The 13,007-nt window shown below is 63.9% G+C and carries 11 protein-coding genes and 1 pseudogene; 8 read left to right on the top strand and 4 right to left on the bottom strand.

Annotation, left to right across the window (positions count from 1 at the left end; genetic code table 11):
- The first annotated feature begins 21 nt into the window (after window positions 1-21).
- The 7 genes from GM79_RS23000 to GM79_RS11080 all read left to right on the top strand — a co-directional run bounded on the left by GM79_RS23000 (window position 22) and on the right by GM79_RS11080 (window position 8,021).
- A complete protein-coding gene (locus tag GM79_RS23000) occupies window positions 22-2,646 on the top strand; it encodes an ice-binding family protein (RefSeq protein ID WP_081867695.1) in 2,625 nt (874 codons plus the stop codon).
- Window positions 2,647-2,701: 55 nt separating this feature from the next.
- Window positions 2,702-2,923, top strand: a complete 222-nt coding sequence (locus tag GM79_RS11105; RefSeq protein ID WP_035563703.1) for a PID-CTERM protein-sorting domain-containing protein — start codon at window positions 2,702-2,704, stop codon at window positions 2,921-2,923.
- A gap of 323 nt (window positions 2,924-3,246) precedes the next feature.
- Window positions 3,247-4,842 (top strand): bacillithiol biosynthesis cysteine-adding enzyme BshC, encoded by a 1,596-nt coding sequence (gene bshC / locus GM79_RS11100; RefSeq protein WP_035563701.1) that lies wholly within the window; start codon window positions 3,247-3,249, stop codon window positions 4,840-4,842.
- A 110-nt stretch (window positions 4,843-4,952) separates the two neighbouring features.
- Window positions 4,953-5,888: a carboxypeptidase-like regulatory domain-containing protein gene (locus GM79_RS11095; protein WP_035563698.1), complete on the top strand. Its 936-nt coding sequence runs from the start codon at window positions 4,953-4,955 to the stop codon at window positions 5,886-5,888.
- A gap of 27 nt (window positions 5,889-5,915) precedes the next feature.
- A complete protein-coding gene (locus GM79_RS11090) occupies window positions 5,916-6,512 on the top strand; it encodes a 5-formyltetrahydrofolate cyclo-ligase (RefSeq protein ID WP_051718786.1) in 597 nt (198 codons plus the stop codon).
- Window positions 6,513-6,711: 199 nt separating this feature from the next.
- Window positions 6,712-7,185, top strand: coding sequence for an ExbD/TolR family protein (locus tag GM79_RS11085; RefSeq protein WP_235184043.1), 474 nt, complete (start codon window positions 6,712-6,714; stop codon window positions 7,183-7,185).
- Window positions 7,182-8,021: an energy transducer TonB gene (locus GM79_RS11080; RefSeq protein WP_081867694.1), complete on the top strand. Its 840-nt coding sequence runs from the start codon at window positions 7,182-7,184 to the stop codon at window positions 8,019-8,021. The genes GM79_RS11085 and GM79_RS11080 overlap by 4 nt, the downstream gene beginning before the upstream one ends.
- A 43-nt stretch (window positions 8,022-8,064) precedes the next feature.
- Here GM79_RS11080 and GM79_RS11075 read toward each other — a convergent pair whose 3' ends face one another.
- A complete protein-coding gene (locus tag GM79_RS11075; protein WP_051718785.1) occupies window positions 8,065-8,634 on the bottom strand; it encodes a GDYXXLXY domain-containing protein in 570 nt (189 codons plus the stop codon).
- Window positions 8,627-9,913 carry a DUF2157 domain-containing protein gene (locus tag GM79_RS11070; protein WP_051718784.1) on the bottom strand — a complete coding sequence of 429 codons (1,287 nt, stop codon included), beginning with the start codon at window positions 9,911-9,913 and terminating at the stop codon, window positions 8,627-8,629. The genes GM79_RS11075 and GM79_RS11070 overlap by 8 nt, the downstream gene beginning before the upstream one ends.
- A 246-nt stretch (window positions 9,914-10,159) precedes the next feature.
- On the opposite strand from GM79_RS11070, the gene GM79_RS11065 reads away from it, so the two are divergent.
- Window positions 10,160-11,476 (top strand): erythromycin esterase family protein, encoded by a 1,317-nt coding sequence (locus GM79_RS11065; RefSeq protein WP_035563689.1) that lies wholly within the window; start codon window positions 10,160-10,162, stop codon window positions 11,474-11,476.
- A 336-nt stretch (window positions 11,477-11,812) separates the two neighbouring features.
- On the opposite strand, the pseudogene GM79_RS11060 reads toward GM79_RS11065, so the two are convergent.
- Window positions 11,813-12,295: pseudogene (locus tag GM79_RS11060) on the bottom strand (MnmC family methyltransferase); the annotation flags it as partial.
- 16 nt (window positions 12,296-12,311) lie between these two features.
- Window positions 12,312-13,007, bottom strand: a 696-nt coding sequence (locus tag GM79_RS11055) for an IS5 family transposase (protein ID WP_035561153.1), incomplete at its 5' end; no start/stop codon positions are given.

The raw sequence follows: 13,007 nt of genomic DNA, 5'->3' as shown, positions 1-13,007 counted from the left end.
CACCCGCAACGCTCACTCTTTATGAAACAACATTTCCTATTTATGCTAGCCTCAGCGGCTATCATGGCCTTTCCGCAGGCCAGTTCGGCGCAAGCCCCACCTCCCCTGGGCGTAGCGGCCAGCTTTGCGCTCTTCACGGCCGTTGGGGCCGTAAATAACTCCGGCCCCACCATCATCAACGGCGACATTGGTACGAACGCAGGCGCCTTCAACGGATTTCCTCCAGGCGTGATAAACGGCAACATCCATGTGGCCGACACTTATGCGACGCAAGCTGCTACCGCCGTGCAAACGGCCTACGGCTACTACTCCACCAATATCCCGTGCGTGACGCCGCTGGCCGGGTACGGCGGCACCCCGGCCGTGGCGCTGCAGCCCGGCTCCTATTGCGTGGGCGGAGCCACCACCCTGGCCGGCACCCTGATTCTGGACGCGGGCGGTGACCCAGACGCCAAATTCTACCTGTCCGTATCCGGTGCCCTCACGACGGGCGCCAACTCGGTGGTGCTGCTGCAAGACGGTGCCGACGCCAACAATGTGTACTGGCAGATTGGCGGACTGGTCACACTGGGCCAAAATTCTACAATGGTGGGCACGCTGCTAGTCGACGGGGCCATTAACATGATTCAGGGCGCCAAGCTGATTGGCCGCGGCCTGTCGCGCGGCGGCGCCATCACCATCGATACCAACGTCGCCAGCCTGCCCGAGGCGCCCGAGGTGCCGGTTATCACCGCTACTTCGTGGCTGGGCACTGCCCTGGGCGGCGTCGATACCGACTGGTTTAATCCCTCGAACTGGGATGAAGGCGTGCCCACGAGCACGGTCAATGCCATCGTGGGTACGGGCCGTTCGCCCTACCCGGTGATTGCCAGCGGCAGCGCCGACGCCAATGGCCTGACCATCGGCACCGGCGCCAGCCTGACCATGAACGGCGGCACCCTGGACGTGAAAGCCGGCCTGAGCAACAGCGGCACCATCAGCGCCACAGGCGGCACCACCACCCTGAGCGGCACCACCACGCAGCTCATCGGCGGCAGCGGCAGCACCCAGTTCTGGGGCCTGACGGTGGCAAACGCCGCCGGCGCGCTCCAGAGCAGCGCCATCAGCGTCCACGGCGTGCTGAACCCGGCCACCGGCAACCTGACCACCAACGGCCAGACGCTGACGCTGCTTTCGGATGCCACCGCTACGGCGCTGGTCACCAGCACCGGCACGGGCTCGGTGAACGGGGCGGCCACCGTGCAGCGCTACATCGCCGGCAGCAATGCCGGGCTGGGCTACCGCCACTACAGCGCCCCGGTGACGGGCAGCACCGTGGCCGACCTGACTACGATGGGCTTTACGCCCGAAATCAGCCAGGGCAGCATTTACAATACCTCGCCTACTCCTACCGCGACCACGCCGTTTCCCACCGTGTTTGGCTACGACCAAAGCCGCCTGGCTACCACGACCAACAATACGCCGGTGTTCGATAAAGGCTTTTTCGTGCCCGCCAGCCTGGCCACGCCGTTGGCCGTTGGCCGGGGCTACACCGTTAATATCAGCGGTTCCGCCCTGGTCGATTTCGTGGGCTCGCTCACCACCGGCGACCAAACCTTGAGCCTGAGCCGCAATGCCGCCGGCTCGCCCAATGCCGCTGGGGCCGGGTGGCAGCTGGTGGGCAACCCCTACCCTGCGCCGCTCGACTACAGCCTGGTGGCCCCCAGCGACCGCACCGGGCTGGATGCCGCTATCTACGTGTATGCCAGCTCCGGGACTTATGAAGGAGCCTACCGGGTTTATGTCAACGGCGTGGGCAATCCTGTGCTGCCCGTGGCCCAGGGCTTCTTTACCCGCGTGAGCACTGGCCAGACCACCGGCTCGCTCACCTTTCGGAACAGCCAGCGCCTGACCACGCTCAACAACACCTCTTTCCAGCGCACGACTGCGAATACCCGCCCTTTGGTGGAGCTGGCCCTGCGGACCAGCAACGGCACGGCCGACGTGCTCTACGCCTACGCCGAAACCAATGCCACCACCGGCTTCGATGCCCAGTACGATGCCCAAAAGCTTTCTAACCCATCAGGCCTGAACCTGGCCAGCCTGGCCACTACCGGCGAAGCGCTGGCCATCGACGGCCGCCCAGCCTTCACCGCGGCCACTGTGCTGTCGCTGACTGTGGGCGTACCCGCCGCCGGCACCTACTCGCTGGCTGCCAACGCCCTCAACAACCTGCCCGCCACGCTCGATGCCCTGCTCACCGACGCCGCCACCGGCCAAACGGTGAACCTGCGCCTGCAGCCGGCCTACACCTTCAGCGTAACCAATGCACAGGCAACGGCCTTGCTGACGGGACGCTTTACGCTGCGCTTTGCCGCCCGCACGGCCCTCGCCTCCGCACGGGCCCTCACCGCCGCCGAAGTGACGCTCTACCCCAACCCGGCGCATGATGCCTTCACGGTACTGGTACCGGCCGTGGCCGGGGCCACGCGGCTGCACGCCGATTTGCTCAATAGCCTGGGCCAGGTGGTGCGCCGCCAGGATGCGGCCATGGCAGTCTCCGGAGCCCGTTTGGCCGTGGAGGCTACTGGTCTGGCGGCCGGCGTCTACACCCTGCGCTTGCAGGTAGGCACGGCCACGCTGGCCAAGCGCGTTGTCATTCAATAAATTATTCGGGCCGGCTTCGGGCCGGCCCGCTAATGTTTTTAACGCATTCCTGCTCATGAAAACTATTTTCTCGTTCGCCGCCCGCTCGCTGGCCTTGTGTGCGCTCACCAGCCTCTCGGCGCTGGCTCAGCCCGACTCAGGAGGCCCCAGGCCGGGTAATCCTCCCCCCACCACAGTCCCCATCGATGGGGGTGCGTCGCTGCTGCTGGCCAGCGGTGTCGCTTATGGCCTCAAACAATTGCGGGCCCGTCGCCTGGCGCGGCGCGCCATAAAGTAAGCGTTTGGTCCCCGCTCTCGGCCACGACGGCGGCTCTCGGCGGGCGCAAGGGTTGTGAGGTAACACCTCCACTGACCAGGAGTCAACCAAGTGAACGCGGCCGCCACGTTGCGGGCTTGCCTCGGTGTTGGCTGATTGGCTAGGCGCTGCTGGCGCCGGTCAGGGGCCGTTTTATTCATTGTCGCATGCCGCGCCGCGTGGCTGCCCAGCAGCGCGGTTTTGAGCTGGCGCGCGGGTCTGCCGGCCAACATTTGGGAGCGCGACGGGTTTTGTGCGGACTTTTGCGGTGCACCCCGCCTTTGCCGGCCCGCTCCCTTTGCCTTATGCCCACCACCTGTAGTACCCTTTCTTACGCCGAAACCGGCGCCTTTTCCGGCTTATTGACCGATTACCTGGCTCAGCAGCCGGCATTGGCGCCTTTCTATCATCGCTGGCCCGCGCTGGCGAACTTCGCCGCCCAAATCGCGGAGAAACAAGCCGGCTACTCGCCCGCGGCGCGGCAGCGGCTGGTAGCGGCCCTGCACGACCAATATGGCCCGGCCCCCGCCCCCGCCATCGAAGCGAATCTGGCGCTGCTGGCCCAGGAAACCACGTTCACCGTGACCACCGGGCACCAGCTGAATTTGCTCACGGGGCCGCTGTACTTCATTTATAAGATTGCCACGGCCATCAAGCTCAGCCGCCAGCTGAAGGAAACGTACCCGCAGTACGATTTCGTGCCGGTGTACTGGATGGCGACGGAGGACCACGACTTTGCCGAAATCAACCACTTCTCGCTCTTCGGCAAAACCTATTCCTGGGACGCGGCCGGCACCGGCGGGCCGGTGGGCCGGCTGCCGCTCGACGGCTTTGCCGAGCAGCTGCTGAGCCAGCTGCCGCCGGAGGTGCCCGCGGCTTTCCACGAAGCATATTCGACTTCCCAGACCCTGGCCGAAGCCACCCGCAAACTCACCGACGCGCTGTTTGGGGAGTTTGGCTTGGTGACGCTGGACGCCGACCGGCCCGCCCTGAAACAAGCGCTGGTGCCGCTACTGGAGCAGGAAATCACGGCGCAGGTTTCCAACGCCGCCGTGCAGGCCACCAACGCCCGCCTGACGGCCGCGGGCTACAAGCCGCAGGTGTATTCGCGGCCCCTCAACCTATTTTTCATCACCGACGACGGCAAGCGCGAGCGGCTGGAGCCCGACACTACCGGCGCCGACTGCGTGGAGGTGACGGTGCGCAACACGGCTAAGTGCCACAGTCAGGCCGAGCTGCTGGACCTGGCCCGGCAGCACCCCGAACAGTTCAGCCCCAACGTGGTGCTGCGACCGGTGTACCAGGAGCTGCTGCTGCCCAACTTGGCCTACATCGGCGGGGCCGCCGAGGTGGCGTACTGGTTTCAGTTGAAGGACGTGTTTGCGGCTTTTGGTGTGCCCATGCCCATCGTGCTGCCCCGCAACTCGGCCCAGTACATCAGCCGGGCCAATGCCGGCAAACTCAAGAAGCTGGGTTTGACCACGGCCGAGATTTTCCGGCCCCTGGCAGACCTGAAAAAGCAGGTGGGCGCGGCCCTAGGCCAGGAAGAGGTTAGCCTGAAGGAGCAGCAGGAAGCGCTGGCCGCCGCTTTCCAGCAGGTGCAGGACGTGGCCCAGCGCCTCGACCCCACGCTGGTGAAAATGGTAGCCGCCGAAGCCCAGAAAGCCGCCGCCAGCCTCGCCGGCCTCGAAAAGCGCCTGAGCAAAGCCGCCGAAACCAAGCACGAAACTGCCTACACGCAACTCGCAGTCCTCAAGGACAAGCTTTTCCCCGGCGGCGGCTTGCAGGAGCGCAGCGAGAACGTGCTCAGCATTATGATTAACAACCCTGATTTTATTCAGGATTTATTGACCGCATTTGAGCCGCTGGCACTGGAGTTTACGGTGTTGGAGGAGCAGTAGGGCGCGCGGCGAAGACACCGATTCAGCAAGAACTGACAGGACAAGCAACCGTTGCGCAAGCGGCGGCATCTGCAGATAAGCTTATTGCTTGCTCTATTCCTCTTTTCTGCATGAAACGCCTCACTCTTCTCGTCTTTCTTATTGTGCTGCTTAAAGCCATGGCCGCCATGGCTCAGCCCATCAGCGGCACCATCACCAACGCAGATTCGCACGCGCCGCTGCCTTTCGTAAACATCGGAGTAGTGGGCAGAGACCTGGGCACGGTGAGCTCAGAACAAGGCACTTATCAATTGCTTTTCCGGGAGGCGCTGGCCGACGACACCGTGCGGGTATCGAGCGTGGGCTACCAAACGCGGCGGCTCACGCTACGGGCGCTATTGGCCCAGCCCAACCTAGCCCTGGCTCCGGTAAGCGTGGGCCTGCAGGAAGTGCAGGTGCAGGGCAAAAGCCTGTTTCGGCGCAACGTCACGCTGGGTACAACAGGCAATAGCGAAAGTGTTATTCTCAAACTTCAAACCGAAGACTTGGGCGCGGAAATGGGCACCGTCATCAGCCTCAAGCACAAGCCCACGCGCTTACGGACGGCCAATTTTAACGTGGCCTCCAACACAATAGGGCCGCTGACCCTGCGTGTGAACCTCTACCGCCTCGACGCCAAGGGCTTGCCGACCGAAACCAAGCTGCTGAGCCACGACCTCATTATCACGTCGGAAATAATGAAGGGCACCCTTTCGGTGGACTTGACCAAAGAGCAGCTGGTGGTGGACGAAGACTTTTTTCTGGCCGTGGAATGGATAAAAAGCAGCCATGAGCCCGCCGTAGCGCTGGCCGCCGGACCAACGCAAATAACAACCCGCGTCTACCGCACCCCTGCCGAAGCAACCGCTAAACCGGGTAGCTTGGTCTTTTCGTTGAGCCTGGGCTACATGAAAAACGACATGTACGTGCGCAAAACCAGCCAAGCCACTTGGGAACGGGTTTCCATTGGCGTCATGCTGCTGGGCATGCAGCCAGGCATCAGTTTCTTTGTGACGGCCCAGGACTAACCGCGTCGGGGCCGGCCGCCCCTGCCCATGAGCCCAGACCTGACCAAAGCCACCCTGCGCCACGCCGCCCTGGCCCGCCGCGCCGCCCTGCCGGCCGCCGAGGTGGCGCAACGCAGCGCGCAGCTTTGTGAGCAACTCTTCCAGCATTTCCCGGTGGCGCGCTGGCGCTGGCTGCATGTATTTCTGCCGCTGCACAAGCAGCACGAACCGGATACGTGGGGCATCATCCGCCGCATCTGGGCCGAGAGGCTGCCGGTGCGCTTGGCCGTGCCCGTGGTGCAGCCCGACGGTATTTCGCTGAAACACTACGCGCTGACCCCCGACACGCCCCTGGCCGAAAACCGCTGGGGCATTTCCGAGCCCGTGCCCACGGCCGCAACCGAAGTGCGGCCCGCCCAACTCGATGCCGTGCTGCTGCCCCTGCTGGCTGTGGACCAGGCCGGCCAGCGCGTGGGCTATGGCGGTGGGTTCTACGACCGGTTTTTGGCCCAATGTGGCCCCGACACGCAGTTTATCGGCCTGAGCCTGCTCGGTGAAGCGCCGGTGGCCCGCATCAGCGACGTGCTGCCCACCGACGTGCCCCTGCACGCCTGCCTGATGCCGGGCGGCGTGTGGCGGTTCTAGGCCAACCACAGGAAACGCGGCACAATGGCATATTCGTATGCTGATGAAAATTTATTTTTTCATGACAAATACCTCACAATAAGGAAATAACGCACTGCGTTAGCCGGGTATCTTTCACATAAAGCGGACAGAACCCATGGCAGAAATCCAGCAGCAGGCGGCCGGCTCACCGAGGAGCGGCAAGCGACGAGCAAAGAAGATGTCGACCCGAATCGACATGACCCCGATGGTGGACCTGGCGTTTCTGCTGCTCACCTTCTTCATGCTCACCACCACCTTTGCCAAGCCCTACACCCTGGAGCTGACCATGCCGGTGAAGAGCAACGACACCAGCGAAGTGGCCCTGTCGAAGGCGATAACCATCGTGCTGGGCAAAAACCACCAGGTGCATTACTTCTTTGGCCTGAACGCGCCGCAGGATAAAACCGTGGCCCCGGCCGTGCTGCAAACCACCAGCTTCGCCGCCAACGGCATCCGGCAGGCGCTGCTGGACCGACGGCGGCAACAGCCCGACCTGGTGGTCCTCATCAAGCCCGGCGCCGATTCCCGGTACCAGGACATGGTGGACATTCTCGATGAGATGAGCATCACCAACCAGAAAAAATACGCCCTCGTCAAGATTACCCAGGACGACATCAACCTCCTCACCACCGCTAAAACCGCTGCCTTATGATGACCAATTCCCAGCTGGCCACGGCTAGCCTCGACGACATCGTATTCGATGGTCGCAACCGCCACTACGGGGCCTACCAGCTCCGCGCCGCCTACCAGCGCCACGTGTCGCGGGCGCTGGTAATTGCCACGGCCGTTTTGGCGCTGCTGCTGGCCTTTCCGCTGGTGGCGCAGCTGCTGAAGGACAAAACGCCAGCGGTGACGACCACAATCTTCGGCGGCCACGAGCTCATGCCTCCACCTCTCATGCCTGATGTGGTAACTCCGCCCGAGCCGGCTGCCGCCAAGCCACCGGTGCAGCCGCCGCGGCCCTCCACGGTGAAGGACATCGTGCCGGTGGTGGTGAAGGAGAAGGATGCACCCGCTGAAAGTGAGGTACCCGACCGCGACAAGCTGCTGACCAATGCTTCGGGCCTGATGACCAGCAAGGGCGATTCCAGCGCCTCGCCCGATGCTACTCCTCCCGACCTGGGACCCCTTACCGGCGCCGGCCCGGCGGGCGGAACGGTGAAAGAGAGAACCTACGTATCGGTGGAGCAGATGCCCGAACTGCCCGGCGGCGGCGGCACGGCCGCCATTGTGATGGCCATTCAGCGGGCCGTGAAGTACCCTTCGCTGGCACTGCGCAACGGTGTGGAAGGCAAGGTATTCGTGAGCTTTGTGGTAAATCAGAAAGGCGAAGTAGTTGACGTGGCCATGGTGAAAGGGCTGGGTTATGGCCTCGATGAGGAAACCATGCGCGCCATTAAAGCCCTGCCCCGGTTCATTCCCGGCAAGCAGAACGGCCGCGAGGTGAGCGTGTCCTTCACGGTGCCCGTCACCTACAAGATTCAATAGCCCGACCCACTGCCGGGCGTTGTCCACAACCCCCAAATCCGGCTCAGCGCCTGGGTTTGGGGGTTTTTACTGGGTCATCTACCCTGGCAATGCGGGCCTGGCCCCACGGGGCAATGCTCACCCGCACTCGTAGCGGGTGCAGGCGGCCGGCTTTTTCCAGGCGCAGGCCGCTGCCTTCGGGCACGTAGTAGCGTTCCAGGTTGAAGCGCAGGGCGAAAGAATTGCGGTACACGTTGGTGACCCAGCCGCGCAGCACGGCCTGGTTGGGGCCGGCCGCTGGGGCGCTGGGGTAAATGCCCACGGTGGTGCTCACGCTGTCGGGGCCGGGAGCCAGCAGTACAAACACGCCCTGGCGGCGGCGCGGCGGCGCGGCATCTTTCCACTGACTCAGGGGCGCCTCGCCAATGTTGTAGCGCAGGCGCACGAAGTCGCCGTAGAGCAAGTCGCGCGGGTCCACAGGGCTTGTCGTCAGAATGATGTGCTGGCCTAAAGCAGCCGTGGCGTAGCCCGCCCCGGCCACGCCCAGCACGTAGAGGACCTGCGCGGCCACCAGCAGGCGCAGCAGGGGCCGGCGGCGGGCGGGGTCGGCAAACCAGGTGAGCAGGTCAGTCATTGGGCAGCCGGGTTTTGGGAGTAGAAGAGGGTTCAGTCGGGGCAGGAGGCCCGGTTGCGGGCACCGCTATTGGCGGCGCGGCGGCCAGCACCTGGACGTTGCGGCGGCGCAGGTACCAACTCAGGCCCAGCAGCAGCACGCCGCCCAGCAGGAAAAACAGCGACTTATCCAGAAAAGCCCAGGTCAGCTTGAAGTAGGCCACCATGGTAGCGGTGACAAAGAGAATGGCGCCGATGGTGAGCTGGTTGGGGTCTTCCTGCCGGTGGGCGCGGGCCAGCACCGAGCCCGCATGGGCATACAGCACCACCAGCGTGGCCACGGCCAGCGGCAGCCCGCCGGGCAGGTAAAACCCCGGCAACAGCAGCAGCCAGTCGGGCAGGGTATCGAACCGCCCCCGCGCCCGCTTGCCAGCCACCGACAGCGCCAGCACCGCCCCCAACGCGCCCAGATAAGGCAGCAGCGGCGGCCGCAGCACGTTGGCGTAGGCATCGGTTTCGCCAAAAGTGGCCAGCCCGAACATGAACAAGTAGGCGGCCACCAACGGCGGGCCCTGCAAAGCCCGGCCGCCGGCCCGGTTGGGCTGCCAGTCGCCGGCCGCGTACAGGAGCATGGCGGGCACGAAGAACCAGGTGATTTTGGCGTGGAGCACCACAACCAGCAGCCCCGCCTGCCACAGCAGGCCCGCGGCCAGCACGGTGCTGCCCACGGCATCGGGACGGCGCCACCAGTAGTAACCCATGCCGCCGGCCACCATGGCCGCCGTGGCGTAGCTGAAACTGCCCAGCGCCTGCACGCAGTACGTTTGCACCGCGGCCCCAATCACCACCGTAAGCAGCACCAGCAGGCGCGAGCCGTACACGTAGCTCAGGGCCACGCCAGCCACCACCCAGGCCAAGAGGCCGCTCACGTCGTAGCCCACCAGCTGGTAAAGCTGGCTGGTGAGGATGATGCTGGCCCCGAACAATATCAGCCCCAGACCGATGAGGGCGTGGCCCAAATCGGGGTTGCCGCGCCGCAGAAAGTAGGCGCCGGCGCCGTAGCTACCCACCAGACTGCCCAGCAGCAGGGCCAGCCGCAGCACATCGGGCAGGCCCTGCCAGTTGGCGGCCACCACGCTCAGCCCGCTCAGGCCCACCAGCACGCTGCCGAGCACGGGCAGCAGCCCCAGGGCGGGCGCTTGCTGGGGGTAGCGGGCCAGCAGCCGCAGCCGCTGTGCCTCGCTGATGAGGCCATCGGTAACCCAGCCGGGGCTTTCGGTGTCGAGGAATTTGCGGGACATGGCCGAAATTTAGGACGAAGTTTGGCGCCGAAGCGGGCGGGCGGTGGGCGGCCCATTTTTTACCGTGGGCCAAAGGGCTGCGATGGAAACGACCGGCCGGCCGACGCCACTACAAAAACCGGGGCCGAAGCTCATCGAATTTTTGCCCGAACTCGGGCTTTTTTAGGTTGACTGGGCTGATTGAGATGGGTGCGGGGCGACGTGAGGGCTTGTTTTGGTCATTCTTCACGCTTAAGCCTAACGCTTATGAAATCCTTGCTCTCCCTTCGCCGGCTGGCCGCCGCCCTGCTGCTTGCGCTGCCCTTTACCGGCCGGGCCCAAACGCCGGCCACAGCCGAAACAGTATTTGCCGGCGTGCCCCAGGAAACTATTGCGGGCGACGCGCCAGCCTTCAAGCTCTTCGACGCGGAATTCTATAAAAACCAGCTGTTTTTTCTGGGCGAGGCGCACGGCGTGCAACGGCCCCAGGAATTGGATTTCGCCCTCCTCAAACACCTCAACCAGCGCGCTGGCGTGCGCACCTACCTGGCCGAAGTAGACGCTCCCAAAGCTTATTTCCTGAACGAATACCTGCGTACGGGCCAGGACAGCACCCTGCGCCGCGTATTCCGGAGCTGGGTGGCCGAACACGCACAGTGGGGCAATCAGGAGTTCTACCAAAAAATCCAACGCATCCGGACCCTGAACCAGACGCTTCCGCCCGCCCGGCGCATCCGTTTCGTGGGCATCGACGGCTTGCAGGACTTGCCGCTGGCTGCCAATTACCTGCGCACGCTGCTGCCCCGGCGGCCATTGCCCGCACCCCTGCGCAGTCAGCTCGACTCGGTGATGACCCTGCTACGAGGCGCCGTAACTGGCCAACTGGCGGCCCTGAGCACCCGCGCCACGCTGGAACTGACGCGCCAGCCGGTCCGCTACCAGCAGGCGCTCGGGGCCGCGGCCTCTGCCGACCTGGCCCTGCTGCTGCGCAACATCAGCGATGGCCAGCAGCGCAAGAGCCGTGAGGCCGTGCTGTTTACAAACTTCGAAACCGAGTACCGCAACAAGCAGCTCGACCGCGAAAAACTATACGGCATGTGGGGCTTGGCGCACGTGCTGCAAAGCCCGTTGCAGGGCAATTTCTCCATGCTGGCGGCCCGCATCCGCCAAAGCCCCTTGCCGGTACACGACAAAGTAGCATCGGTGCTGGTGGCGCTCAGCGGCTGCCAGATGCTGTATACCTCTGCCAGCCTGCCCGCGCCCTGGCAAACGCCCGGCCAGCCCTACAGCATCACCGACAAATTCAACCACGACGGCCCGCTGGTGGTGCTGGAAGGCTTGGACGAGCTGAAGCAGCGCACCGCGCCCGGCAGCACCACCCTGTTTCGGCTTGATGCGCCGGGGGCGGCCAGCCTGCGCCAGTCCATCCGGCTGCGCTACGCGCCCGGCATGCCCGCCGAGCAGCAGATGCAGTTTCAAGTACAAGTGCCGGCCGCAGCCTACACCCAGTACCTATTGCTGGTGCGCGACTCCGGCCCCGTGCAGCCCTTGCAACCCGCCTCCAGCGCTACCAGTCGCCGCTAGCCGCCGCTAGCCGCCGCTAGCCGCCGCTAGCCGCCGCTAGCCGCTAAATTTATTCTTGATTGATTATCAAAACTTTAATGTAAAAAAGGTCATACTGAGCTTGTCGAAGCATCTCTACCGCACCGTTGAAACCGTCCAACGGTGCGGTAGAGATGCTTCGACAAGCTCAGCATGACATTACTTATACAGAGAACTGACTATCAATTAATAACAAGCCAACCCCAAGATTTGCGCGCCAGAAGTCAAACCAGTGTTTCCCGTCTTCCCAACGATTGAACACGCCAAGGCGCGTTCCTACACCAAAATTTCCTCCTACCCTCCTACCCCCACACCCCCCTACCCTCTTTTCACCGCCCGCGTCATTTCGCGCTTGCCGGGAGGGCCGGGGAGTTTTTCGGTGTGCCAGCCGGCGGCGCGCAGGTTGCGGTGAAACTGGCCCTGGGCGCAGTAGCTCACCAGCACGGCACCGGGCGCGGCGGCGGCGTAGAGCTGGGTAAAAATGGCCTCCGTCCACAATTCGGGCTGTTTTTCGGGGGCAAAGGCATCGAAGTAGATGAGGTTGTAGTAGCTGGCCGGCAACGTAGCGGCTTGGATGGGTTCTGGTATCTTACTCAGCAAAAAAACGTTTTCCAACTCGGTAGCGATATTCCAGGGGGCAGCGTGCAATTGGGCAAACGCGCTGCTGATAGAGGGGTTGGCAGCCCATTGGTACCGAAGGGCGGCCACTACTGCAGGCGGCAGCGGATTGGTTTCGTAGCCATCGTAGCAAATAAGTGCCTCCGATTCCCAAGCGCTTTCCAAGGTTAGCAAGGCGTTGAGACCGGTGCCTAAGAGCCTATCCGAAAAATAGGAGGGAGTGTCGCCAGACGGTGTTTGCGCAAGCCAGGTGGAGGAGGGCTTCGTAGTTGGCGACTTTCTTTTCCCAGCGGATGAGCAGGCGGCGGAAACGGTGGAACCAGGCGTGGGTGCGCTCGACGACCCAGCGACGGGCGCGGTAGCCGGGGGTGCGGCATTTGTCGGCTTCCTCTCCCCGGCTCAGGATGTGCACCCGGTAGCCCCACTGGGCCAGTAGGCGCCGAATGGCCTCGGCGTCGTAGCCCTTGTCGGCGCAGAAACCGGGGGCGAAATCGCCTTCGGCCGGTGGGGGCAGCACGGGCATCGAATCGAGTACGGCCTGTACTTGCGTCACTTCGTGGACGTTGGCTCCGGTCACGGCCACGCCGACGGGCAAGCCCTGAGCCTCGGTCAGCACGTGGCGTTTGACGCCGCCCTTGCCCCGGTCCGTCGGGTTGGGGCCGACGGCCTCGCCGCCAAGCGGGGCCTTGGTCTGGCAGGCATCCAGACACTGCCAGTCCCAATCCAGGCGGCCTTCGGCCTGTAACTGCACCAAGCCGCTGGTCCAAAGCCGCTTAAAAACGCCAGCCTGGGCCCACTGCTGGAACCGGTCATGGACCGTGGAGGTTGCCCCCAAGCACCGCGGCAAGGCCTTCCACTGCATCCCCGTAACCAAAATATAGTAGATGGCAAAAAA

The organism is Hymenobacter sp. IS2118 (assembly GCF_000715495.1).
Lineage (GTDB): Bacteria > Bacteroidota > Bacteroidia > Cytophagales > Hymenobacteraceae > Hymenobacter.
Note: the sequence above shows the minus strand (reverse complement) of the source record. Positions and strands in the feature narration are given on the sequence as shown.

Excerpts from the sequence above, each read along its gene's own strand:
- GM79_RS23000 (WP_081867695.1), top strand. The coding sequence starts at position 22 with ATGAAACAACATTTCCTATTTATGCTAGCCTCAGCGGCTATCATGGCC.
- GM79_RS11105 (WP_035563703.1), top strand. The coding sequence starts at position 2,702 with ATGAAAACTATTTTCTCGTTCGCCGCCCGCTCGCTGGCCTTGTGTGCG.
- bshC (WP_035563701.1), top strand. The coding sequence starts at position 3,247 with ATGCCCACCACCTGTAGTACCCTTTCTTACGCCGAAACCGGCGCCTTT.
- GM79_RS11095 (WP_035563698.1), top strand. The coding sequence starts at position 4,953 with ATGAAACGCCTCACTCTTCTCGTCTTTCTTATTGTGCTGCTTAAAGCC.
- GM79_RS11090 (WP_051718786.1), top strand. The coding sequence starts at position 5,916 with ATGAGCCCAGACCTGACCAAAGCCACCCTGCGCCACGCCGCCCTGGCC.
- GM79_RS11085 (WP_235184043.1), top strand. The coding sequence starts at position 6,712 with ATGTCGACCCGAATCGACATGACCCCGATGGTGGACCTGGCGTTTCTG.
- GM79_RS11080 (WP_081867694.1), top strand. The coding sequence starts at position 7,182 with ATGATGACCAATTCCCAGCTGGCCACGGCTAGCCTCGACGACATCGTA.
- GM79_RS11075 (WP_051718785.1), bottom strand. The coding sequence starts at position 8,634 with ATGACTGACCTGCTCACCTGGTTTGCCGACCCCGCCCGCCGCCGGCCC.
- GM79_RS11070 (WP_051718784.1), bottom strand. The coding sequence starts at position 9,913 with ATGTCCCGCAAATTCCTCGACACCGAAAGCCCCGGCTGGGTTACCGAT.
- GM79_RS11065 (WP_035563689.1), top strand. The coding sequence starts at position 10,160 with ATGAAATCCTTGCTCTCCCTTCGCCGGCTGGCCGCCGCCCTGCTGCTT.